The organism is Sphingomonas sp. OV641 (assembly GCF_900109205.1).
GTDB lineage: Bacteria > Pseudomonadota > Alphaproteobacteria > Sphingomonadales > Sphingomonadaceae > Sphingomonas.
The window spans coordinates 529,175-552,124 of record NZ_FNZB01000002.1 but is presented as its reverse complement, the minus strand read 5'-3'; the positions used below and the strand labels follow the sequence as shown (position 1 = coordinate 552,124).

Below are 22,950 nucleotides of genomic sequence, written 5' to 3'. Positions count from 1 at the left end.
AGCCGCACGGGACACGTGCTACGACACGCTCAGCACGAACATTGATGGGATTGCCCGCGTGACCGCCGAGATCGGCCTCATCGCGCTTTGGCTCGCGGCGGCACTTGCGGCGATGCAGCTCGCGCTGGCCGCCATCGCCGTCCGTCGCGGCGATGACGTGATCGCCACCGCGGTTCGGCCGGTGGCGGTGGTCCAGGGCGGTCTGGCGCTGCTTGCCATGGCAGCGCTGGTCCGCGTGTTCCTGTTGTCGGACATGTCGGTGGCGCTGGTCGTCGCGAACAGCCATTCGGCCAAGCCATGGCTTTACAAGTTCGCCGGCGCGTGGGGAAACCATGAAGGCTCGATGCTGCTGTGGGTCACGATCCTCGGATTGGCGGGCGGCGCGGTGGCGCTGCTGGAACGCCGCTTGGCGGAGCGGACGCTGACGGCAACGCTCGGCGCGCAGGCCGCCATCGCGCTCGGCTTCTACGCCTTTCTGCTCTTTTCCTCGAACCCCTTCGCGCGCCTCGGCGATGCGCCGCCCGACGGACAGGGCCTCAACCCCCTGCTGCAGGATCCCGGCCTCGCCTTCCACCCGCCGACGCTCTACGCCGGCTATGTCGGCCTGTCGGTTGCCTTCTCCTTCGCTGTCGGCGCGCTGGTCACGCGCGACGTTGGGCCCGCCTTCGCCCGCGCAATGCGCCCGTGGGTACTCGCCGCCTGGGTGTTCCTGACCGTTGGCATCACGGCCGGCAGCTATTGGGCCTATTACGAGCTCGGCTGGGGCGGATGGTGGTTCTGGGATCCGGTCGAGAATGCCTCGCTGATGCCCTGGCTCGCCGCCACCGCGCTGCTCCATTCGGTCAGCGTGCTGGCGACGCGCGACGGCCTTCGCGCCTGGACAGTGATGCTGGCAGTGGTCGCCTTTTCCATGTCGATGCTCGGCACCTTCCTGGTCCGCTCGGGCATCCTGACCAGCGTTCACGCCTTTGCCGTGGATCCGGAGCGCGGCACCTTCATCCTCATATTGCTGGCAATCTACATCGGCGGCGCGCTGGCGCTGTTCGCGGCGCGGATTGGCCTGGTACGCGCCGGCAACACATTCGAGCTGGTGAGCCGCGAGGGGAGCCTTGTCGCGAACAACCTGCTCCTGTCCGTGATCCTCGGCATCGTCCTGATCGGCACCTTCTACCCGATCTTCGCCGCCGCCATGGGCACGCAGCTGTCGGTCGGCCCTCCCTTTTTTGAAAAAGCCGCCGGCCCGATCGCTTTGGGGCTGGTCGTGGTCATGGCGGCGGGCCCGCTGCTCCGCTGGCGGCGGGACAGCATGGCGGCGGTGGTGAAGCGCATGGGCTGGCCGATCGCCATCACCGGGGCAAGCGGCGTCGCGCTCGCCCTGCTAGCGGGCTGGTTCGGGCTGTTGCCGATGATTGGCCTCGCCCTCGCCGCAGGCCTCGCGGTGGCCAGCGTCGTGCCGCTCCTCGGGCGCAATCTCCTGCGCACACCTTTGTTCGTTTACGGCATGGTGCTGGCGCATCTCGGCATCGCCGTCAGCCTCGCCGGCATGGCGGCCTCCAGCGCCTTCACCAGCGAAACACTGGTGGCGAAACGCATCGGGGAGAGCGCCGGCGTGGGCCCGTATCGCGTCACCCTGCGCGGCATCCGGCCAGTGATCGGCGACAATTGGACCGCGCTCGAAGCACGGCTGGAGGTGCAGCGTGGTGACGGCGCGCGCGGCGTGCTGGCGCCGCAGTCTCGCTTCTTCTCCAACCCGCCCACTACCACCAGTGAGAGCGCCATTCTCACCGCGCTCGACGGGCAGCTCTACACCGTGCTCGGCCAGTCCGATGGTCAGGGTCGCTGGCAGCTTCGCTTGTGGTGGAAGCCATGGGTCACGCTGATCTGGTTCGGCGGCATGATGATCGCGCTGGGCGGCGCGCTGTCGATCCTTGGACATTGGTTGCGCGACCGGCGACAGAAACGGCGCGCGCAGGATCTAGCGGATCAGCTCGCCGGCGCGGAGGGTTGGGCGGCATGAGGCGCTGGCTGCTCTGGTTGCCGCTCGCGGTCTTCGCGATCGTGATCGTCTTCGCGGTGCGCGAGCTGCGCAAGCCGAGCGACCGGACGGTCTATTCGGCATTGGTCGGCAAGCCGGTCCCCTCGTTCGATCTGCCCCCCGTCGTCGCCGGCAAGCCCGGCCTCTCGGCGGGCGACCTGCGCACCGGCCAGCCGCGCCTGCTCAACATCTTCGCCAGCTGGTGTGTGCCCTGCATCGCAGAGGCGCCGCAGCTGATGAAGCTGAAGGCCATGGGCATCCCGATCCACGCCGTCGCGATCCGCGACAGCGAGGTCGCGATCGCGCAGTTCCTGAAGCGGCACGGCGATCCCTACGCCCGCATCGGCGATGATCGCGACAGCCGCGTCCAGCTGTCGCTAGGCTCGTCGGGCGTCCCCGAGACATTCGTGGTCGACGGACGGGGAATCATCGTGAAGCAGCATGTTGGCGACATCCGAGAGGAGGACGTCGCCGCGCTCGCCCAGGCATGGCGGGACACGCGATGAGCCGCAGGAGCCCGCCCCGCGGCAGGAGCGTGCGTCGCGGTACGGGCGTGCTTCGCGGCAGCGCCTGGCTGTTGTGCATGGCCCTGCTGGCCGTGGCCGCGCCCGCTCCCTCTCAGCGCCCGCCCGCCGATTACGCCAACGTCCAGCTGCCCGATCCCGCCAAGGAAGCGGAGGCGACTGCGCTGATGGCCACGCTGCGCTGCCTCGTCTGCCAGGGACAGGCGATCGTCGACAGCGATGCCGACATGGCCGGCGACATGCGCAGCCTGGTGCGGCAGCGGATCGCCGCCGGTGACAGCGCCGATGAGGTGCGCGACTGGCTGATCGCCCGCTACGGCGATTACGTCACTTATGATCCGCCGGTCAGCGCCGTCACGCTGCCCCTGTGGCTGGCGCCGATCGTCCTACTGGCCTTCGGCCTGTGGATCGCGCGGGCAAGCTTTCGCCGCCGGAACAAGTAGCGAAAAAGGACTGGATTCTGTCGTGAGCCCGGCATAGCTTCCCCAGAACAAAAGTTATGGGGGAGGGTGCGGCATGGCCGTGACGCTTTGGGATCACCCGCTGTCGCCTTATGCGCAGAAGGTGAAGATCGCGCTGCGCGAGAAGGGCGTGGCTTATGAAACCGCGGTGCCGGGCGGGATCGGCGTCGGCGGCGCGGCGGGGGATTTTGTCACCGCCAACCCCCGCGCGGAGGTTCCCGCGCTGATCCATGACGGGTTCGGCATCTTCGATTCCACCATCATCCTCGAATATATCGAGGATGCCTGGCCGGAGCCGTCACTGCTCCCGGCGAGCCCTGTTGATCGCGCCCGCGTCCGCATGATCGAGGAAGTGGTCGACACCCATCTGGAGGCGGTGAACTGGGGCCTGTCGGAATTGCGCTGGTTCCGCCGCGCCGAAGGCCCGCTGGGCGAGGAATTGAGCGCCCGCGCCGGCGGACAGGTGCGTGGCTATTTCGCCTGGCTGGAACGCGAGCTTGGGGATCGCGAATGGTTCAACGGCGACGGCTTCGGCTGGGGTGACCTGTCGGTCGTGCCTTATGTGAACGGGTCCGTCGGCCATGGCATCGCGCCGGAGCCGGGCTCCCGCCTCGCCGCCTGGCTGGCGCGCGCGAATGATCGTCCTTCCGTGCGCGAAACCGTGGCTGAGGCAGCTGCCGTCGCCTCCACCGGCGGCATGGGCGATGTCGCCAAGCTGCTGGAACAGGGCCTGTTCAAGCGGGAATATCGCGATCACCGGCTCGAATGGATGGTGAAGTCCGGCGGGCTGGAGGTCGTGTCGCAGGGCATGGCGCGCGGCAACATCCGCTTCACGCCAGACCTCGCCTGAATTCGGAGCAGCAGATGCATCTCGTCAGCGACCATATCATCGAAGGGCGCGAAGGCCCGACGTTCGACCGCGCCTATCCGATCCTCAAGGATGTCGACCTCACCGACATCCGCCGCTTCACCGCCGGCCAGCCATGGGACGATTACGCCCGCATGCGGGCCGACGCGCCGGTGATGTGGCATCCCATGCCGCGCGATGGCGTCGGCTTCTGGGCCGTCACCAGCTTCGAAGGGGTGAAGCGCGTCAACGGTGATCCGCAGACCTTCAGCAGCGAAAAGGGCGGCATCCTGATGGCATTGGGCCCGCAGGAGACGCGCCACCCGATCCTCTTTTCCGCTTCCACCAATTCCATGATCAACCTGGACGCCCGCCCGCATCGCGAGCTCCGGCGCGAACACATGCCCTATTTCACCGCCACCTATATCAAGGGGCTGCGGGATCGCGTGTCGGCGGAGGTGACCCGCCTGCTCGACACCATGGCGCCGCTCGGCAAATGCGACCTCGTGGAGAAATTTTCGCAGCGGCTGCCGATCTTCACCTTGTGCGAAATGCTGGGCGTGCCGGAGGCGGATCGCGAGAAGTTCATCGGCTGGATCCACTTCCTCGAAATGGCGCAGCAGATCGCCACCGAGCAGGCCGAGCAGATGGCCGGCGGCGGGGAGCTCAATCCGCAGATCGCCGCCTTTATCGAGCTGTTCAACAAGAACGTCGGCGAGATGTTCGAATATGGCCGTTACATGCTGGCCAAGCGCCGCGCCGATCCGCAGCCCGATCTGATGAGCGCCATCGCCAATGCGGTGGTGGAGGGCGAGCCGCTGCCCGATCCGTATCTCGACGGTGCATGGCTGCTGATCGTCTTCGCCGGCAACGACACGACGCGCAATTCCATCTCCGGCGCCATGAAGCTTTTCACCGAAAATCCGGCGCAGAAGCAGAAGCTGCAGGCCGACGGTAGCCTGCTGACCAATGCCGTGCATGAGATCACGCGCATGGTCTCCCCCGTCATCTACATGCGCCGCACCGCCACCGCGGACACCGAGCTGGAGGGACAGCGGATCGCCGAGGGTGAAAAGGTGATCATGTATTATGGCGCGGCCAACCGCGATCCTGCCATGTTCCCCGATCCCGACCGTTTCGACATCACGCGCGCCAATGCCGAACGGAACATCGCCTTCGGCCATGGCCCGCACATCTGCATCGGCCGCATGACGGCGCAGCTTCAGCTCGAGGAAGCCTATCGCCAGATCTTCGCCCGCTTCCCGGACATCCGCTGGACGGGCGAAATGGACATCGCGCCCAACAATTTCGTCCATGCGGTGCGCCGACTGGAGGTGGAGTTCACCCCGGAGCGCGCGGCCCGGGCGGCATGATGGCGGCGATGGGCGCGCCGCGCTGGGTGACGCTGTGGTTCCGCGGCGCGGCGATCTTCGGCCTGCTGGCGCTGCTGCCGCAATATCTGCTGCCGCAACCCGCCGGCGCCGAGCTTGTCGCTTACGGCTTCATCGGGACGGCGGCGGCGTTTCAGCTCGTCTTCTGGGTCATCGGCGGCGATCCCGTTCGCTACCGCGCGTTGATGCTGCCGTCGGTCGCGGAGAAGCTGGCGTTCGGCGTGCCCGCGGTGATCCTGTTCCTGTCGGGCAAGGTTCCCGCGCCCGTCCTGCTGTTCGGCGGGATCGATCTGGCGCTCGGACTGGGTTTCCTGCTCGCCTGGCGCGCGACGCCCGCGGCCCCTGCGCCGCTGGCGGGGTAGCGCGGCCGGAACAGGCTGACGGCGCGCTGGTCGCGGCCGATGATCGCCGCTCATGACCGCAAATGGCGGCCGGATCGCGCCATATCGACACGGCTGCCGGCCGCGCGTGCTCTTGTCCTCGCGGTGAAGCTGAACGACACTATCGGCTGATTGCGACGAGGCGCCGGCGGCTTGACGGCACCTTGCCGTGCCCCTCACCCTCGCGCGTACGTGTGAGACTTCCTAGTTAGGCGCCAATGCAACTCGTCATCGTCGAATCGCCCGCCAAGGCGAAGACCATCGAAAAGTACCTGGGCTCGGACTATCGCGTCCTTGCGAGCTACGGTCACGTTCGCGACCTGCCGGCGAAGGATGGCTCGGTTGATCCCGATGCCGGCTTCACGATGGAATGGGAAAATTACGCTGACAAGGCGAAGCAGCTGAAGGCGATCGCCGATCTCGCCAAGGATGCCGATCGTCTGATCCTGGCCACCGACCCTGATCGTGAGGGCGAGGCGATTTCATGGCACGTGCAGGAGGTTCTGGCGAAGCGCCGCGCGCTGCCCAAGAAGGTCGATCGCGTGACCTTCAACGCCATCACCAAGCCCGCGGTGACGCAGGCGATGGCCAATCCGCGTGAACTCGATACCGACCTGATCGACGCTTATCGCGCCCGCCGCGCGCTCGATTATCTCGTCGGCTTTACCCTCTCGCCGGTGCTGTGGCGCAAGCTGCCCGGCGCCAAGTCGGCGGGGCGCGTGCAGTCGGTCGCGCTTCGCCTGATCGTCGATCGCGAGCGTGAGATCGAGGCGTTCCGCGCACAGGAATATTGGTCCGTCACGGCCGCCATGGAGCAGGACGGCACGCCCTTCACCGCTCGGCTGGTGCAATGGGACGGCAAGAAGCTCGATCGCCTGTCGATCGGCAATGAGGGCGACGCGCTGAAGGCCAAGGCCGCGGTCGAGGCCGGCCGCTTCGCCGTCGAGCGCGTCGAGACCAAGCCCGCAACGCGCAATCCGCCGCCCCCCTTCACCACCTCGACCTTGCAGCAGGAGGCGGCGCGCAAGCTCGGCTTCTCCGCCGATCACACGATGCGGATCGCGCAGCAGCTCTACGAGGATGGCGCGATCACCTATATGCGGACGGACGGCGTGCAGATGGACGGCAGCGCCATCGATGCCGCACGCGGCGCGATCGCCAACCGCTATGACGCGAGCTACGTCCCGGATCGCCCACGCCAATATCAGACCAAGGCGAAGAATGCGCAGGAAGCGCACGAGGCGATCCGCCCGACCGATTTCAGCCGCGATCGCGTCGGCTCGGGCGACCACGCCCGCCTCTATGACCTCGTCTGGAAGCGCGCGCTCGCCAGCCAGATGGCGTCGGCCCGCATGGAACGCACCACGGTCGACATGGCCGACGGCACGGGTCGCAACGTCCTGCGCGCCACCGGTCAGGTCGTGCTCTTCCCCGGCTATCTTGCGCTCTACGAGGAAGGTCAGGACGACAGCGCCGACGAGGACGCAAAGCGCCTGCCGCGCCTGCGCGACGGCGATTCCCCGGCCAAGAAGTCGGTCGACGCCGAACAGCATTTCACCCAGCCGCCGCCGCGCTTCTCCGAAGCCTCGCTGGTCAAGCGGATGGAGGAACTGGGGATCGGTCGCCCGTCGACCTATGCCTCGATCATCAAGACGCTGAAGGATCGCGCCTATGTGCGCGTCGAGAAGAACCGCTTCTTCGCCGAGGAAAGCGGGCGTCTGGTGACGGCGTTCCTCGAACGCTTCTTCGAACGCTATGTCGCTTATGACTATACCGCCGAGCTCGAGGAGGAGCTTGACGACGTGTCCGGCGGCCGCGCGCAATGGCAGGCGGTGCTCGAGGCATTCTGGCGGGATTTCAAGCCGCGCACGGCAGAGGTCATGGACTTCAAGCCGAGCGAAGTGACCGAGCAACTCGACGCCTTTCTCGCGCCCTATCTGTTCCCCGATCGCGCCGATGGCACTGATCCCCGCCTCTGCCCGAGCTGCGCCACCGGCAAGCTCGCGCTGCGCGGCGGCCGGTTTGGCGCGTTCATCGCCTGCTCCAACTATCCGGAATGCAAATACACCCGCCGCTTCGCGCAGGCGGGCGCGGAAGGCGGCGATAGCGGTGAGCCGGAACAGCTTGGCCAGGATCCCGAAACGGGCCTTCCGGTGGAGCGCAAGTCAGGGCGGTTCGGCCCGTACATCCAGCTTGGCGAGGGCAAGGACGCAAAGCGCGCCTCGATCCCGAAGGACGTGGGCGAGCTGGATCTCGAAATGGCGCTGAAGCTTCTCAGCCTGCCGCGCACGATTGGCCAGCACCCGGAAACGGGCAAGGACATCGTCGCTTCGATCGGCCGTTATGGCCCGTACCTTCAGCATGACGGCAAATATGCGCGCTTGCAGAGCACGGCCGACGTGTTCGAAACGGGCATGAACGCCGCCGTCGTGAAGCTCGCCGAGGCAGCCGCCGGTGGCGGGCGCCCGCAGCGGGGCACGCGCGAGCCGCTCAAGGTGCTGGGCAAGCACCCGCGTAGCGAGGCGGAGATCAAGCTGATGGAGGGGCGCTACGGCCCCTATGTCACCGATGGCGAGACTAACGCGACCCTGCCCAAGACGATCGCGCCCGATCAACTGACGCTCGAAGAGGCCGCTCAGCTGATCGACGCGCGGGCGGCGATGCCCAGCAAAGGAAAGACCGCCAAGAAGAAGCCCGCCGCCAAGAAGCCGGCGGCAAAGAAGGCCGTACCGAAGAAAGCGGCGGCAAAGAAGTAACGCTCGCCCCCGCGCGGGACGACGGCGCCAGGCGCCGTTCCCGCGCGGCCGGGCGCCAGCTCGCCATCAACGGAGCAGGCGATCAGCCCTTGTTCCACCTGATCTGGCGCATCTCGCCGGCAAGAGCGGGGAGGCCTTGGCTGAAGCCTGTCGGCACACCACTCGCCCTCCATCACGGCCGCCCGGTGAGACCTCGGGCGAACCGTTACGTCATGCCGGGCTTGTCCCGGCATCCTCCAGGCCGCACACCTCAACCAATCGTATTCGCGGAACGGTGGATCCCGGTAAAATACCGGATGACGAAGCGGGCACATGCCGCAGCGGATCCTGCCGCCCCCGCAAGCCTCGGCTTCGTTGAACGCGTACTCCACCCGACGTCGATCAGGCTGGGGATCAAGCCGACTGCCCCGGTCCCCGCCAACCCCCCACCCCCAAGCTCACGCCCCTGCCCGCCAACCCTTCTGCCCGATGCGATGCGTTCCGGGCGACAGGTCGTGCCCGGTCACAACAGCGCTCAGCTCGCGCTCGAACCCCTCCAGGATCGCCTGCTTGTTCCACCGCGCCGCCGCTCGCTCCTGGGCATTCTCACCCAGTCGCGCGCGCAGCGGTACGTCCTCGATCAGCCGGATGATGGCATCGGCAAAGGCCGGCGCATCATGCGGCGGCACGATCAGCCCGCAGTCGCTGAGTTCGCGGCCAAGATCCGTGTGCGGCGCGACCGTGGCCACCACCGGGCGTCCCGACGCCAGCATGTTCGGCAGTTTGGACGGCAGCACCAGATCGGCCACCCCGGCAATCTGTGGCAGAAGGTGGATCGTCGCCAGTCCCAGGAGATCGCCGAGCCGCTCCGCCGGCTGCAGGTCGAAGAACCTCACGTTGTCACAGTCGCCAATGCTGTCGACCAGTTCCTGGCGCCGCGGGCCATCACCGCAGATCACGAACATAAGGTCGTCGCGGTGCGCCAACAGGCGCGCCGCCTGCGCGATGATCTCCACCCCCTGCTTGGCGGCGATATTGCCCGAATATAGCGCGACGAACGGCCGTTCGATCTGCCATTCCACGCGATAGGAGGACGGCCGCTCGATCGGCGTCACATCGGGCCGCGCCCAGTTGGGAAACTCGACAATGCCCTGCGGCGAAGCGCGCGCCATCGCCAGATGCCGGCACATGGCGGGCGAGATGCTGCTTACCCGATCGCCACGCAGCGCTAGCCGCTGCACGGCCTGCGCCAGGCCCTTCACCCATAGCGATCGGCCGATCTGGCCCGTAGCGATCGCCATTTCCGCTTCAAGGTCCTGCACATGAACCCAGAGCGGGAGCCGGAAAAGCTTGGCACAGATGCTGGCGCCCGCCGCCGCCAGTGCGGATGGAATGATCGCCACCATTGCGTCGGGTCGCCGTCGCACCATCAGTACGCCGACGATCAGCAGGGCCAGTACGGCAAAGCTCAACAAATGAACCACGCGCCGGATGGTTGTTGGTACAGACGGCACATAATAGGGCAGGCGAATAACTCGGACGCCATTTTCGACCGTCCGCCATATTCGCAGTCGTTGATAACGCGACGTGACTTTCCAGTGCGGATATGAAGGTACGCCACACACCACGCGCACCTCATATCCTGCCTGCGCGAGAGTCTCGGCCATGCCGGTGGTACATGGACCGACCCCTATTGGCTCTGGCGCATAGTTCGGCCCGACGATCAATATACGATGCCGTTTCGTCATGGCCTTAGAGCCGGAATTACGTCCGGGTTGATACTTAGATACCCCGTTGAAGCCCCCTTCTTCATCGGTTCTCCCCCCATATTCGCTGTTTTTTATACGAACATCTATCGTTCTTCCTGTTTGCTTAAGACATGTCTATCCGGCATTTACTAATCCAGATCAACAAAAAGCATTGAGGCGGCAGGGATAAAGCTCAGTCGACGCGTGCTGCTTGACCCGGAAACAGGATCTCCATAGCGGCCTGCCGCTTCGTGGGTCGGCAGGGTCGGGGATGATCAGGACGTCAGTGTTGATGATCATGGCATGCGCCGCCAGCGCCCCTGCCTGGGCGCAAAGCCGTGATCCCGCTCCCGATCAGCAGGAGACTGCCGACATTCTGGTCACGGCGGAACGGCGGGAGGAGCGCGCCCAGGACGTGCCGATCGCGCTTTCGGTCGTGACCTCGGACACGCTGGAACAGCAGGGCATGGCCAATCTGGACCGGATCGGCGCGGCGGTGCCCAATCTTTACCTTGCCCGCAACTTCGGCACCAGTTCGGGCGCGCTCGTCTTTCTGCGCGGCGTTGGTGAAGGAGATTCGATCTTCACCAATGATCCGCCGGTCGGAATCTATGTCGACGACGTGATCCTGCCGCGCTCCACCGGCTCGTTGCTCGATCTGGTGGATGTGGAACGGGTGGAGGTGCTGCGCGGCCCGCAAGGTACGCTGTACGGGCGCAACACCAGCGGCGGCGCGATCAGGCTGGTGATGAAGCGGCCATCGCTGGACCGGGCAAGCGCGGTCGCCGACATCGCAGTGGGAAGCTACGGCCGCACCGACGCCAGAACCGCCGCGAACATTCCGGTGACGGATACGATCGCGCTGCGCGTCTCCGCCATCGCGCGCCACCAGCAAGGCTGGGGGCGAAATCTGACGAACGGTGCGCGGGTGAACGGCCAGGATCTTCTGGGCGCGCGCGCCGCGATCCTCTGGGCGCCATCGCCCGCGGCGACGATCTACGCGACGCTTGATCTCACGCGTGATCGATCCGGTCCCCGCTTCCCGCAGCGCTTCGCGCCCGATCCCGAGCGGCCGGGGCGGTACACGAACACCTTCCTGGCGCCGGAGGGCGACATCGACGCCTTCCCGTCCGCCGATACCGATCCGCTCAACAGCACCGACACCGGCGGCGTGTCGCTGCGGGCCGACTATCGCTTCGCCGGCGCGACGCTTACCGCGATTACCGGCTATCGCTGGCTGCAATCGCGCATCGGCTTCGATCAGACCGCCAATCCGCCGGGCAGCGGCGCGAACGTGATCCTGCTGCAGGATCAGGATCAGCACAGCTTCAGCCAGGAGGTGCACCTGGCCGGCGACGCCCTCGCCCACCGGGTCGAATGGCTGGTCGGCGCATATTATTTCAGCGAGCATAACGATCAGCTCACCGGGATCAGCCTTGCCACCCCCACCGGTCCGGACGCGCGCTTCCGCAAAGCGGATTTCTTCAATGCGCCCTCGCGCGGCGCCGGCTCGAGCGGCAATTGGTCGCCCTATGAGCCGCGGCTCGACACCAGCAGCTATGCCCTGTTCGGCTCGGCCACCATGGCGCTGGGCGATCGCACGCGGGTTACCGCCGGCCTGCGCTACACCAACGAGAGCAAGCGCTATGCCGTGTCCTTTCTGTCCGCGCCGGATGTCGTGCTGGCGCTGCCCGATGGCCGCCCGGCGCGGCGCCGCATCGCCAGCCGCTGGACCGATCTGTCGCCCCGCCTGACGGTGGATCATCGCCTTGAGATCGGCGGAGCCGCGGGCGAGGCCATGATCTACGCTCTCGCCTCCAAGGGCTTTCGCAGCGGCAGTTTCGACGGGCGCGCGCGCAACGTAGACTTTGTGATGAACCGTCAGGGCGCGATCGCCCCGGAAACCGTGTGGAATTACGAGGCCGGGGTGAAATCGGATTGGCTGGATCGCCGCCTGCACCTCAACGCCACCTATTTCGTCAACGATTATACCAACATCGCCTTTTCAGCGTCGCGCACCACGGCCGGCCCGCCCGACATCTTTCGCCAGAATGTCGGCGACGCGCGGATTCAGGGTCTGGAAGTGGAATGGAGCGCGCGGCCATTGCCCGGGGTGGAGATCGGCGGCTGGGTGGCCACGCTGGCCGATCGGTTCACCCGCCTCGCTTCCAGCCCCGGCTGCACCGCCTTCGTGCCGGACGAGCGGGATCTGGACCTGCGCTTCACTCCTGCCCTGCGCTATCAGGTGCGGGCAAGCGTCACGCAGCAGGTCGGCGCCGCGCGCCTGCGGGTGGGCGGGGATTATAGCGCATCCTCCCCCTATTCGATCGCATTGTGCAACGAGCCGCAGCACCGCGTTACCAATGCATCGCAGATCAACGTGCAGGTGGACCTCGACTGGCGCGACTGGGGCGTGCAGGTCACCGCCACAAATCTGGCAGACCGTCGCTACAACACTGGAAGTGTCGGATCGATCGGCTATCCGGCCGCGCCCCGCGAATGGATGCTGCGTATCAGCCGCGAATTCTGATCGCAGCCGAAGATCGCTAAACGGCCGTTTGTCAACTCAGGTATAATACCTACGTCGAAAACCGTATGACTCGAGAAACAATCGACTCGTCGCTAAGTGATTGTGACGAATCGCTTCTTTTTCCCTTGCGCGCTGGCCACGAGCAAAGGGGTCAATATGCGCGTTTTAACTTCTGCGGTTTTCTTGCTTCTCGCCACACCGGCAATGGCTGGACCGGTCAAGTCTTCGGCATCTAAGAATATCAGTCTGAGCCGCAGCCCGTTAATGGGCGTTAACCTTTCGGGTTGTGAGTTCGTGGATAATGGGGCGCTTTGCCCCACGGTTTCGGCAATCAACACCTATATCGACAAAGGCTTTAATGCTTTCCGTATTCCGTTCCGCGGAAAGCAGGCCAGTAATCCCGCCGTCATCGCCAGGATCAAGGCTGCCGCCGATGCGGCTGCCGCACGCGGCGCCTATGTCATTCTGGACCGCCACGATTACGGCAACACTTTCGACGCGGCCGGCGCGGCTTGGTGGGCCGGAGTGATGAAGAACTTTCCGGACTATCGCCACGTCATGGTGGACACGATGAACGAGCCGAAGACCGGCCGTTCCTATGAAAAGGACTCCAAGGGCAAGTCCTACGCCACCGACGTGAACGAAGGCATTGCGGCATTCCGCAAGGCCGGCCTCAAGCATGTGCTGCTGATCGAATGGCGGCACTGGGCCGGCATGCAGAACTTCAACAAGAACGAAGCGTCGAACAAGCCGTGCAGCAGCCCGGCCTGCTCGTTCGACCGCGCCGGCGGGCTGAAGGATCCGCTGGGTCGCACGATGATCTCGGGCCACCGCTATCCGGATTCGGACGGCTCGGGCACCAGCGCAACGTGCGTCAACACCACCGCTTCCAAGCTGATCGGCAACACCACGGCGGCGGCCCAGGCGCGTGACCTGAAGGTGTGGGTCGGCGAATTCGCCTTCGGCAACGCGAAGAGCATGAGCTCGACGTGCAAGGCGGTCGGCCAGGACATGGTCCGCTACATGCGCTCCCTGCCCAAGACCTATGTCGGCGTCAGCTGGTGGGGCGGCGGCAACGGTTGGAAGGAAGACTATCACTACAAGGTAGAGCCCAAGAAGGGCACTTTCGCCTCCGCCGCCGACAGCGATTACCTGAAGGTGCTGGTGGGCAAGTAAGGTGGCAATCACCCTGTCCGTCACTGGTCCCGGCGCGCGCGCCGGGGCCAGGTCCGTCCGTCCCAATCTGATACTCGCCGCGCTGGCATCGGCAACATTGCTGGCCGGCTGCGGGAGCCAGAGCGAATTGCCCGAGCGCCAGGGCATTGTCGTGGTGCGCGGCGCAAGCGCGCTGGCGTCCAGCCCGCAAGGGCAGGTCCAGGCCGCGGACGCCGGTACGGCGGCCTTCGCCTTCTCCGATCTCGGCGGCACTGACGTCGCCGAGCCGTTGGTCCCGGATGTGCCGGCGGTCGAGGATGCAGCGCAGGAGGCGGCGGTCGCCGCCGTCCGCGATGCCGATCCCTATCGCATGGAAGCGGTGGATCCGGCGGCGCTGGCGGAGGCCGAGGCGGCGGGGTGAGCCACTGGTGTGCGGGCGGGGCTTATGCTCCGCCCAAACATCGCCCCGGATGGCACGGCGGCGTGGCACGGCGGCGCGGCTGCCATGCCGGATCGCCATGGCGTACAGGACGATCTTTCGTTGTGCGCGCCCGCTATCCCGGTAGCTTCGGTTGGCAGAATAGCCAGCCGGAGAACCGACGATGCTCGATCATATCGACCGGAACATTCTTCGGGCGCTCCAGCGCAATGGCCGCATCACCAATCAAGAGCTAGCGACCCAGGCCGGCATTTCTCCCTCGGCCTGTTTCGATCGCCTGCGCAAGCTGCGCGAGCAGGGATATGTCAGCGACATCGTCGCTTTGCTCGACCCGCAAAAGCTCGACCGCGCGCTTCTCGTCTTCATCGAGGTGATGCTGGATCGCACCACCAGCAACGTGCTGGAGGATTTCGCGGCGGCGGTGCGCGACATGCCGGAGATCCTTGAATGCCACATGGTCGCCGGCGGGTTCGACTATCTGCTGAAGGCGCGGGTGGAGGACATGGCCGCCTATCGCACCTTCCTTGGCAATTCGCTGTTCCACATGACGGGGATCCGCGAAACGCGCACCTTCGCCGTGCTCGAGGAGGTGAAATACACCACCGCGCTGCCGATCTGAGCGCCCCGGTAACGAGGCGCCCGGACCGGGCGCGCCGATGTTGGCGTCAGGGCGCCGTGGACGGCTGGGCCGCGGTGGCGAACGGCGGCTCCTGCGGGATCACCGGCGGGGACACCGGCGTCGGCACCACCTGCTTCTCGCGCTCCACCATCGCTGCCACGTCGGCGAGCAGCTTGGGAGCGTCATACACGATGCCGTCCTTGATCGTGTAGCGCACGCCGCCGATCCGCTCCTGCTTGTTGGTCTGCGAATTCAGCCGGACGTAGCCGGTGCCGTACAGCGTCTTCAGGTTCGCCAGCGGATTTTCCGGCACGATCACCAGATCGGCCAGCATCCCGCGCCGCACCGCGCCAAACTCCGGCTCCAAACCCTTGGGCTCCATCAGCGTCTTGGCGCCATTGACGGTCGCCGCGCGGAAGATTTCCAGCGGCGTCAGCCCGGCTTCCTGGTACAATTCCAGTTCCTCGACATAGGCGAAGCCATATACTTTGTAGATGAAGCCGGAGTCGGTGCCCACTGTCACCCGGCCGCCGATCTGGTTGTAATCGTGGATCAGCTGAAAGAAGTTCTTGTAGAAGCCCTTCCAGTTGGTCTCGATCTGGCTGGTCCAGTCGAAGAAATACGAACCATGATTATCGCGGGTGGACTGGAAATAATTCCACAGCTGCGGCGTGGTATATTTTCCCTGCCAGTCGGCGTTGCGGGCGCGCATCAGATCGCGCGACGCGGCATAGATGTTGAACGTGGGGTCGAAGGTGACGCCGTTTTCCTTCTGCTCCTTCAGGTAATCCCACCATTCGGGGGAGCCGACATCATAGATCTCGTCCTTGATGTCCGCGACCTGTGCGAAACGGTGCAGCTCGTTGTAGAAATTATAGTCGGGCGTGAACTTCTGGATCGTGTGATCCTTCAGCAGCGATTCCATGTGCCCGTAGAAATGGGTGATCGTGTCGAGCCCGGCGCGCCCGGCGATGATGCCGTTGAAGTTCGACACCCCCGTCTGGCTCAGGTGCGCCACGGTGCCCATCTTGTTCTTGTGCGCCTCGTCGATCGCGGCGGTCATCACCGCCGGCGTCTCGTCCTCGCGCCCGAAGAACTTGATGCCGTCGATGTCGTTCTTCGCCGCCCAGCGCACCCATTCGCGCGCCTTTTCGGGGCTGGAGATGCGCCCGCCGGACCAGCCGGCGCCCAGCGTCTGGTAATTGAAGATGCGGGGCGCCGCGATCTCGTTGCGCGCCGACCGTGCCTTTTCGCTGCTGGTGAAGGACGGTGCCGCGAGCGAGACGCCGCGCACCGTGGTCACGCCATGCCCCAGCCACAGCTTATAGGCATAGGAGGCGTCAGGCGCCTTGTCCTTGCCGGGCAGGTGGGTGTGCAGGTCGACGAAGCCCGGCAACACATACATGCCGGTGGCATCGATCTCCTGGTCGAAATCCTGCGGCTCGCGGTTTTGCGCCGCCGGCATGCCCGGCCAGCCGGCCTGGCGGATGTCGGCGATGCGATTGCCTTCGATCACGATGTCGACCGGCCCGCGCGGAACCGATCCGGTCCCGTCGATCAGCGTGACGCCGCGGATAACAAGGCGGCGGAACGGCCCTGCGCCCTCGCCGGCCGCGCGCGCCGGTGCTGCGCCCGGCTGGTTCCCGGCGGGCGCGACGGCGGCGGCGCCGCGCGGCGCCTTTTCCTCATGCGCCAGCGCCGGGCCGGACAGCGCGACGCCGGCGGCGGTGGAAAGCATCAACAGGCGGGTGGTGAATCGGCGGAACAATGCCATGGTCGATCCTTGAGAAATTGGCTGGGTCATGGCGCGGCGCATCAGAAGCGCCGCATCAGGTTGAGCCCATAGGTGCGCGGCGCGAGGCTCACGGCATTGGTGATGCCGCCGGAATTGGCGCTGGAGCTCATCTGGTTGATGGCGGTGTCGTCGAACAGGTTGTTGGCGAACAGATACACCCCCCAGTCACTGTCCACGCCCTCGATGCCGAAGCGCAGGTTGACGATCTCATAGGACGGGATCTTGCGGCGGTACACGTCCGTCGGGCTCAGCGTGCTGTAGAAGGAGCCGACGTGGCTCGCATCGAGGCGGGCGGTGCCGGTCAGCGTGTCGGACAGAGGCCGCTTGTAATCCAGCGAGGCGGATGCGGTGATCCGCGGCACGTTCGGTATACGGTCGCCGCGCCGGCCGGTCGCCACCACGAAGTCGCTGACCTGGTCCTCCGACAGCTTCGCATCGGTATAGCCGAGCGCACCGCTCAGGGAGAGCCCCTGCAGCAGGTTCGCCGAAAGCTCCGCCTCCGCGCCCCAGACGCGCGCCGCGCCGGCGTTGGAGATCAGGCCGAACACCGATCCGGTGCCAGCCGTGCGCGCGGACACCTGCAGATTGTCCCAGTCGATGCGATAGCCGGCAAGGTTCAGGTACACGCCGCGTGCCAGCGTGGTCTTCGCGCCCAGTTCGTAATTCCAGAGGCTGTCGGACGTATAGGCTGCGCGCTCCGCCGGCAAGCCGATCACCTGGTTCACGCCGCCGGGACGGAAGCCCTGCGCCGCCTGCGCATAGAACAGGAGGCGCGTGGTCGGCTGCCACGACACGTTGAACTTGTAGATCAGTCCGTCTTCTTCGTAATTCGCCTCGGTATAGGGCGTCACGCGCGAGCTGTAGTGGATCTGCCCGACGTCGATCCGCCCGCCGACCTTGCGCTCGAAATTGAAATAGCGCGCGCCCGCCGTCAGCGTCAGCTGGTCGGCCAGTTTGTAGCTGAGCTCGACATAAGCGGCCTTCTGGCGCAGCTCGTCATTGATCGTGCGGTCATAGGCGATCGCGCCCGGCGTCGACGTGCCGTACACCGCGCCCGTCTCCGGGCTGGCGACCAGCAACAGCGATCGCACTTCGGTGTCGCGGCTCTCCAGGAAGCCGCCCACCGTCCACTGGAACGGGCTGTCGTTGGTGGAGCTGAGGCGCAGCTCGTGCACCCAGTTGCTCAGCGACTGCGGCTGGTACAGCGCAGATGATTGCAGCGGCACCGTGGCGTTGAAATATCCGGTGAGCTGGTCCGCGCTGCACTGCGTGGTGTTCGCCGCCGAGGTGATGCCCAGCAGGTAGCGGCGGCACCCCTCGCGCGTGCCGGTGGAGTTCAGCACGTTGACGAAGCGGCCGTCGGCATTCTGCACCGTGCCGACGCGGCCGTTGAACGTATCGCTCACGTCATAGGTGCGGATGAAGTCGCGATCGACATAGCTGGTCGATCCCGTGACGCTGAAGGCGCCGAAATCGTAGCGGATCGTGCCGTTGAAGATCCGGTTCTCGTCCTCGTTGATATTATCCGCATGCATGTTGCTGGCGAAGTCGAAGCCATTGGCACGCGAGAAGTCCGGCCGCCACAAGGGGATTGGCGCATCGACATGTTCGTAGCTGGCCGAGAAGTCGACGGTCAGCTCCTCGGTCGGGGTGATGCGCAGCAGCGCCCGCCCGCCATAGCTTTCGCCGTCGTTGATGTTCTTGACGTTGCGCAGGTAGCGCGGGTCCGCGCTGGTATCCACAACATTGCCCGCGTTGGGATCGTCGGTCAGGATGATGTTGTCGACGTATCCGGCGAACTTGTTGTAATTGCCCACCACGCGCAGCGCGATCTTGTCCTCCACGATCGGCAGGTTGATCATGCCGTCGAGCGAGAAGCCCTGGCCGCCACCTTCGACGGTGGTCATGTTGCCGCTGAACGCCGCCTCCAGCCGATCGGCCTTGGGCTTTTCGAAGATGATGCGCAGCGTGCCGCCCATCGATCCCGATCCGAACAGCGTGCCCTGGGGCCCGCGCAACACTTCGGCGCGCTCCACGTCGAACAGGCGGAAGTCGGGCGTGCTGCCGCCGGAATCGGAAGTGGTGCCGACCGATCCGGAGACCGGCGTTTCATCATAATAGACGCCCACCGTCGGTTCGCCGGCGGAAGTGATGCCGCGGATCAGCACGCGCCGGCTGCCCGGCCCGCTATCCACGATGCGCAGCGACGGCGCGGTGCGCGTCAGCTCGGTGAAGCTGGTGGTGCCGGACGCGGCCAGCGCCTCGCCGGACGTCGCCGAAATGGCGATCGGCGTATCCTGGATGCGCGTGTTGCGGCGAAGCGCGGTAACGACGATCTCGCCGTCCGCCCCCGCTTCCTGCGCCGCAGGTGCCGCCGCGGCGGTGTCGGGCGCGTCCTGCGCCGCGGCCAGCGCCGGTGTGAAAGCCATCGCTCCACAAAGCAGGAAAGCGCGCGCGCCCGACAGCCGCCGGGCGGCCCTGTTCGATGCCACCATGTAAACCCCCTTTCCAGCCCCGTCGCACCGGCTTCGCGCCTTGGTTTTCTGCAACGATGCTACGCAGCCTATGCCGAACGCGACCGAAAGTGCTGCGTTTTTACATCCATTCAAACGAATTATTGCGTTTGGCATGTCGTTTCGGCGAAAGAATGTTCGCTTCTGCAATGGCCGACCGGAAAACTGTCGCTCCTTGGGCCCAAGCACGGCAGGATCGCCGGAAAGCCTCGCAGTCGCGCGGCGAGCGAAGGGAATGCAGCCATGTTGATCCGTGATGTCCGGCAGGAGGACGGCCCCGCGATCGCCGCGATCATCATGCCCACCATTGCCGAGGGCGCGACCTATACGCTCGATCGCGACCTCAGCGAGGCGGACGCGCTTTCCTATTGGCTGGGCGCGGACAAGGAGACGTTCGTGCTGGAGGACAATGGCGACGTCATCGGCACCTTCTACATCCGCGCCAACCAGGCGGGCGGCGGGCGGCATGTCTGCAATTGCGGCTATATGACCAGGGGCGATGCCGGGGGCCGGGGCGCCGGCCGGTTCATGTGCGAACAATCCATGATCATCGCCCGCGCGCGCGGCTTCCGCGCCATGCAGTTCAACTTCGTGGTCAGCACCAACGAGGGCGCCGTCCGGCTGTGGCAGCGCCTGGGCTTTGCGGTCGTCGGTCGCCTGCCTGGCGCCTTCGATCACCCGCGCCATGGCTTCGTCGACGCGCTGGTGATGTTCCGCGACCTTTAGCCGCGTCGCCGGGCGGAGCCTGGAGCGGAGCGGGGAGGTTCAGATCAGCGCACCGGCGATCCGCCGCATCCGGTTCCTGATCGTGACCGAAACCCGCTTGTCGCGCCACGATCCCCAGCAAAGATGAATGCCGATGGTCCCTTGGTCGATGTGGTGCAGCAACCCCTTCGCCTTTGCATCGGGAAAGAAGACGGACTGGTCCTTCACCGTCACGTCGGGATAGCGGCCTTCATGATCGCGCAGAAAGCGTGACAGGCCATGCGGGCCGCTGATCTTCATCAGCTCATATTCGGTCATTCGCCCGTCCAGCACCTGGGCGAAGATGTGCCGGATCATGTCGCCGAACAGGGGATAGCCCTGCGCCGCGGCGAAAAAGGCATTGCCGACGCGAAACGGCTGGTCGGCCGTCAGGCGCCCGTCGCGCATCGTCCCGACCTCCAGCCCGAAAAGGCAGCGCGTCTGCATCAGCGCGTCGCCAAGGGGCCGCAGCAGCTTGTAGTCGGTGTCCATGTACACGCCGCCATGCACATGCATGTACGCCAGCCGCGCGATATCGGCCTTCATCACGCCGCGCTTGATCGCGCGATAGGCGTGAGCATGTTCGGGAAAGTGGCGGACGATCAACGCCTCGTTATTGGCATCGTCCCACAGGCGCAGGTCCCATCCGGGCAACAGCCGTGCGGCGCGCCTCACCAGATGGCGTTCCTCCCAGCTGATCTGCCGGGTCCGCGCCGTCTGGTGAAGGATCTTGGGGATCATCACCGTCTCTCCGCGATGAAGTGCCGCGCCTCTCCTGCTGGCGTTGTGCAGCCGGCCTCCGGCGGCGCGCGCACCTTGCCGGTTCGCGTCTTCCGCGCAGCGGGCGCTGGCCCGCCGCCACCGACATGCTGGCCTGATCCTGAAGCGCCGCGCGGCCGGATGGTAGCGCGCAGGAATACCTAGGGTGGCGTATCGCGAAGCCGGGCTGCCGCCGCGCCGGGGCGCTAGCGCTCGGCCCGCCGCGCCTCCCGCCACATCGCCAGCACCTTGTCCACCGGCAGCTGCTCGATCGTGCCGCGATGCCCCTTTACCGTCCGGCCGGCGAACAGCGAATTGACGACGGCTTCCTCCGTCGCCTCCGTCACCGCCTGGAAGAGCGGCGTCATCTGGTCGTTGCCGATATCGGGGTAGCTGCTGGCGGCGGCGCGGCGGGCGGCCGTACGCCGCGCATCGGCATGGGTGGAGAAAGCGATCGCATAATCGCCCGATCCATTGGTCATCGGCGATCCCGTGCGGCCGATGCCGATGAAGGCGCGGGCCGCCAGCCGCTTCAGATTGCGATCGGACAGCGGCGCATCGGTGGCGATCACCACGATCACCGATCCGTCGCCCTGCTTGCGGTCCACCGCACCCTCCAGGAGATAGCCGCCCAGCCGCTGGCCCACGGGCAGGCCTGCGATCGTCAGCACACCGCCGTAATTGCTTTGCACCAGCACGCCGACGCGATAGCCGCCCAGGCTCGTCGGCAGCACGCGGGAACTGGTGCCGATGCCGCCCTTGAAGCCGAAGGCGACGGTGCCGGTGCCCGCGCCAACGGCGCCTTCCGCCACCGCGCCGGGCCGGGCTGCGTCAATCGCCTGCCGCGCCGTGGCAATCGTCACGGTTCGGGCGCGAATGTCGTTCAGGAAGGAATCGTTGGTTTCGCCGACCACCGCATTCACTGATTGCACCTGCTCGTTGCCGGGCTGCTCCAGCGTCCATTCGATCGCGGCGGCGGCGGCTTCGGGGACGGACAAGGTGTTGGTGAGCAGGATCGGCGTCTCTACCTCGCCCAGTTCCTCCACCTGCGTGCTGCCGGCGAACTTGCCGAAGCCGTTGCCGACGCTGAACCCCGCCGGCACCTTGTTCTGGAACAGATTGTCGCCGTGCGGCAGGATCGCCGTCACGCCGGTATGGACGCGCGTTCCGTCGATCAGCGTGGCATGGCCGACGCGAACGCCGGCAACGTCGGTGATCGCGTTCAATGGCCCGGGCGTCAGGATACCGAAGCGAAGCCCGGCCTCGCGTGCGCGCGTTGCTGTCTGCCCTGCCTTGGCCGCCGGCGGCGCCTCTTCGATGCCATCGGCGCGTGATCCGGTGCTGATCGCCATCATCCCCCCGCTCAGCATGGCCCATCCGATCAACCGGGCGATCCGCCCCCGCTTCGCCATTGCTCGCTCCCCACCAATCGTGCCGGCGGGTCTGCGCACATCGGCACTTGCTGTCCAGCGCCGATCCCGCCACGCGCTTGCGCGGTCAGCGATCCTGCCCGCCGTCCACCGGCACGATCGCGCCAGTGACGAAGCTGGCCAGCGGGCTCAGCAGAAAGGCCGCCACGCTGCCGATCTCCTCCGGCTTGCCGAAGCGCTGCAGCGGCACCTCCCGCCGGATCCACCGCCACCAGCTTTCCGCCCGCGCGCCGGTTGACCGTTCTTCCCAGTCGCCGCCCGGGAAGATGATGTTGCCCGGCGCAATGGTGTTGACCCGAACGCCCTTTGGCCCCGCGATCACGGCAAGCTCTTTGGCCAGATGGCCCATCGCCGCCTTGGCCGTGCCATAGGTCAGCGGCGTGCCAAGCGCCGCGAGCCCGGCGATCGAGCCGATCATCAGCAAGGAGCCTTCGCCGCGCGGAATCATGCGGCGCAGCACCGCCCGCGCCAGGAAAAAGGCGGAATCGAGGTTCTGCGCCATGCCGCCGCGCCATGTCGCATCGTCCACCTCGATGCCCGGCGGGCAGGGATGCAACCCCACATTGGCCACCGCGCCCCACAGCGGCCCCATGGTGGTTTCCGCATTGCCGATGATCGCCTCGACCTGTGCGGGATCGGTCATGTCGCCCGCCGCGCTCCAGATCGCATCGGCGCCATGGCGATCCGCCAGCCGGGAATGGGTGGCGGCCAGCGCCTCCGCGCCGCGCGCCGTGATCGCCACGCGCGCGCCCTCGGCGAGGCATGCCTCGACGATGCCAAGGCCGATGCCGCGGCTGCCCCCCGCCACGAAGATCGTCTTTCCGCTCAGCTGCAGGTCCATTCGC

General features: G+C 66.2%; 18 protein-coding genes. 12 read left to right on the top strand and 6 right to left on the bottom strand.

The annotated features are described in order from the left end of the window. Positions 1–58: 58 nt before the first annotated feature. The 7 genes from BMX36_RS13420 to topA all read left to right on the top strand — a co-directional run bounded on the left by BMX36_RS13420 (position 59) and on the right by topA (position 8,394). Positions 59–2,017, top strand: coding sequence for a heme lyase CcmF/NrfE family subunit (locus tag BMX36_RS13420; RefSeq protein WP_093066147.1), 1,959 nt, complete (start codon positions 59–61; stop codon positions 2,015–2,017). Continuing rightward, the gene (locus BMX36_RS13415; protein ID WP_093066145.1) at positions 2,014–2,541 is read left to right on the top strand and encodes a DsbE family thiol:disulfide interchange protein; all 528 of its coding nucleotides are present in this window, start codon (positions 2,014–2,016) and stop codon (positions 2,539–2,541) included. Before BMX36_RS13420 ends, BMX36_RS13415 begins: the two co-directional genes overlap by 4 nt. A 77-nt stretch (positions 2,542–2,618) precedes the next feature. After that, positions 2,619–3,002, top strand: coding sequence for a cytochrome c-type biogenesis protein (locus tag BMX36_RS13410; RefSeq protein WP_093066143.1), 384 nt, complete (start codon positions 2,619–2,621; stop codon positions 3,000–3,002). 73 nt (positions 3,003–3,075) lie between these two features. Further along, positions 3,076–3,870 (top strand): glutathione S-transferase family protein, encoded by a 795-nt coding sequence (locus tag BMX36_RS13405; protein ID WP_093066141.1) that lies wholly within the window; start codon positions 3,076–3,078, stop codon positions 3,868–3,870. Between the two features lie 14 nt (positions 3,871–3,884). Further along, positions 3,885–5,240: a cytochrome P450 gene (locus tag BMX36_RS13400; RefSeq protein ID WP_093066139.1), complete on the top strand. Its 1,356-nt coding sequence runs from the start codon at positions 3,885–3,887 to the stop codon at positions 5,238–5,240. Continuing rightward, complete coding sequence (locus BMX36_RS13395; RefSeq protein ID WP_218142169.1) at positions 5,240–5,620, top strand: hypothetical protein; 381 nt, start codon at positions 5,240–5,242, stop codon at positions 5,618–5,620. Before BMX36_RS13400 ends, BMX36_RS13395 begins: the two co-directional genes overlap by 1 nt. A 236-nt stretch (positions 5,621–5,856) precedes the next feature. Beyond that, positions 5,857–8,394, top strand: a complete 2,538-nt coding sequence (gene topA, locus BMX36_RS13390) for a type I DNA topoisomerase (protein ID WP_093066137.1) — start codon at positions 5,857–5,859, stop codon at positions 8,392–8,394. Positions 8,395–8,831: 437 nt separating this feature from the next. Here topA and BMX36_RS13385 read toward each other — a convergent pair whose 3' ends face one another. Continuing rightward, positions 8,832–10,121: a WcaI family glycosyltransferase gene (locus tag BMX36_RS13385; RefSeq protein ID WP_093066135.1), complete on the bottom strand. Its 1,290-nt coding sequence runs from the start codon at positions 10,119–10,121 to the stop codon at positions 8,832–8,834. A 271-nt stretch (positions 10,122–10,392) separates the two neighbouring features. On the opposite strand from BMX36_RS13385, the gene BMX36_RS13380 reads away from it, so the two are divergent. From BMX36_RS13380 to BMX36_RS13365, 4 genes are all read left to right on the top strand, one after another. After that, positions 10,393–12,651, top strand: a complete 2,259-nt coding sequence (locus tag BMX36_RS13380; RefSeq protein WP_093066133.1) for a TonB-dependent receptor — start codon at positions 10,393–10,395, stop codon at positions 12,649–12,651. A gap of 102 nt (positions 12,652–12,753) precedes the next feature. Further along, the gene (locus tag BMX36_RS13375; RefSeq protein WP_143058571.1) at positions 12,754–13,827 is read left to right on the top strand and encodes a cellulase family glycosylhydrolase; all 1,074 of its coding nucleotides are present in this window, start codon (positions 12,754–12,756) and stop codon (positions 13,825–13,827) included. A 1-nt stretch (position 13,828) separates the two neighbouring features. Then, entirely contained in the window at positions 13,829–14,227 is a 399-nt protein-coding gene (locus BMX36_RS13370; protein ID WP_093066128.1) for a hypothetical protein, read from the top strand. 181 nt (positions 14,228–14,408) lie between these two features. Continuing rightward, positions 14,409–14,864 carry an Lrp/AsnC ligand binding domain-containing protein gene (locus BMX36_RS13365; RefSeq protein ID WP_066778753.1) on the top strand — a complete coding sequence of 152 codons (456 nt, stop codon included), beginning with the start codon at positions 14,409–14,411 and terminating at the stop codon, positions 14,862–14,864. Positions 14,865–14,910: 46 nt separating this feature from the next. Here BMX36_RS13365 and BMX36_RS13360 read toward each other — a convergent pair whose 3' ends face one another. Both BMX36_RS13360 and BMX36_RS13355 read right to left on the bottom strand, forming a co-directional pair. Then, the gene (locus tag BMX36_RS13360) at positions 14,911–16,638 is read right to left on the bottom strand and encodes an amidohydrolase family protein (protein WP_093066127.1); all 1,728 of its coding nucleotides are present in this window, start codon (positions 16,636–16,638) and stop codon (positions 14,911–14,913) included. A gap of 41 nt (positions 16,639–16,679) precedes the next feature. Beyond that, complete coding sequence (locus tag BMX36_RS13355; RefSeq protein WP_256210799.1) at positions 16,680–19,154, bottom strand: TonB-dependent receptor; 2,475 nt, start codon at positions 19,152–19,154, stop codon at positions 16,680–16,682. A gap of 261 nt (positions 19,155–19,415) precedes the next feature. On the opposite strand from BMX36_RS13355, the gene BMX36_RS13350 reads away from it, so the two are divergent. Beyond that, the gene (locus BMX36_RS13350) at positions 19,416–19,898 is read left to right on the top strand and encodes a GNAT family N-acetyltransferase (protein WP_093066123.1); all 483 of its coding nucleotides are present in this window, start codon (positions 19,416–19,418) and stop codon (positions 19,896–19,898) included. A gap of 39 nt (positions 19,899–19,937) precedes the next feature. Here the strand turns inward: BMX36_RS13350 and BMX36_RS13345 are convergent, their stop codons facing one another. From BMX36_RS13345 to BMX36_RS13335, 3 genes are all read right to left on the bottom strand, one after another. Continuing rightward, positions 19,938–20,657, bottom strand: a complete 720-nt coding sequence (locus BMX36_RS13345; protein ID WP_093066121.1) for a glycosyltransferase family 32 protein — start codon at positions 20,655–20,657, stop codon at positions 19,938–19,940. A 224-nt stretch (positions 20,658–20,881) separates the two neighbouring features. Next, positions 20,882–22,087, bottom strand: coding sequence for a DmpA family aminopeptidase (locus tag BMX36_RS13340; protein ID WP_256210798.1), 1,206 nt, complete (start codon positions 22,085–22,087; stop codon positions 20,882–20,884). Positions 22,088–22,172: 85 nt separating this feature from the next. Beyond that, entirely contained in the window at positions 22,173–22,946 is a 774-nt protein-coding gene (locus tag BMX36_RS13335) for an SDR family NAD(P)-dependent oxidoreductase (protein ID WP_093066119.1), read from the bottom strand. Positions 22,947–22,950: the final 4 nt, after the last annotated feature.